The 1,319-nt window shown below is 46.2% G+C and carries 1 protein-coding gene; it reads left to right on the plus strand.

Features of this window, described 5'->3' with window-relative positions; translation table 11 throughout:
• Positions 1–1,226, plus strand: a 1,226-nt coding sequence (locus PSE7429_RS22870; protein ID WP_267879034.1) for a helicase-related protein, incomplete at its 5' end; no start/stop codon positions are given.
• Positions 1,227–1,319: the final 93 nt, after the last annotated feature.

Raw genomic sequence — 1,319 nt, forward strand, 5'->3', positions numbered from 1 at the left:
GCTTCTGCTCAAGATTCTGCGAAACCAGCACCGCACTAGAAATCAGTCCCACAGGCAAACTCAAATCGAAAACCCGCCTACGGGAATTCGTAAATATGCCCGAACTGATGGCAATGTGGTGTCAAGTGACCGATATCCAGACCGCAGCTCTTGCCGAAGTCAAAACCCCTAAGCCCCATTACCATGTGATGTCCTGCAAACCATCACCAGAACAGATAGCCTATATGGACAAACTCTGCGATCGCGCCGAGGCAGTGGCAAAACGTAAAGTCAAACTCGAAATTGACAATATGTTAAAAATCACAGGTGATGGAGCCAAAGCCTGTATGCACACCAAATTGGTATCGCCCGAAGCAAGCGAATGGATTAATAACAAACTGCTCGCCTGTGCGTGGAATGTCTGGCAAATCTGGACAATTACGGCGATCGCCAAAGGCACTCAAGCGATTTTCTGCGATCGCAATGCACCCAAGAAAGACAGGTGGAACAGCTACAGCTATATCCGCGATACCCTCGTGATGCTAGGCATACCCGCCGACCAGATCGCCTTTATCCATGACTACGACACGGATACCAAGAAAACAAAGCTTTTTGAAGCGATTAATGAAGGCAAAATTAGAATTGTCTTTGGCTCGACATCAAAGCTGGGAACAGGCGTGAACATGCAAAGCAAACTCATCGCCTTGCACCATATCGATTGTCCTTGGCGACCATCGGATTTGGAACAAAGAGAAGGCAGAGGGGTGCGTCAGGGTAACGAATGGAGCGATGTCTTTATCTTCCGTTATGTCACTGAAGGTAGAAATAACCAAGCAGGATTTGATTCGTTCCTATGGCAAGCGATTGAAAACAAACAACGCATGATTTCACAAGTGATGTCAGGCGATCGGACACATCGGACTATTGAAGATATTGATGAGACTGTTCTCAATGCTGCTCAAATGAAAGCGATCGCCTCAGGTGATCCGTTGATCATGGAACGGGCAACCCTTGAAGCCGAATTGCAAGGACTAGGAATGCAATTGCAAGCCTATAACGATAGGCAATTTAGAGACAAATCCAAGATTCAGTATTTAACTGATATGGTAAATACCAACCATCCCACCCAAATTCAGCGCATTCAAGCCGACCTAGCCACAGTAGCCAACGCAAACCTGAAGCAATTCATCAGCGATCGCGGCGTGATGCTGGATAAAGCCGTACTCATCGACTGGAGTTTAGACTAAGTTGATTAAGCTAATCAGAAAAAGAGCAGGAAAAGTAACCCAGAGAATGGAGAACTGGGCAAATCCAAGAGAATGAAAGGAGAATATTTAGGA

Source organism: Pseudanabaena biceps PCC 7429, from assembly GCF_000332215.1.
GTDB classification, from domain to species: Bacteria; Cyanobacteriota; Cyanobacteriia; order Pseudanabaenales; family Pseudanabaenaceae; genus Pseudanabaena; species Pseudanabaena biceps.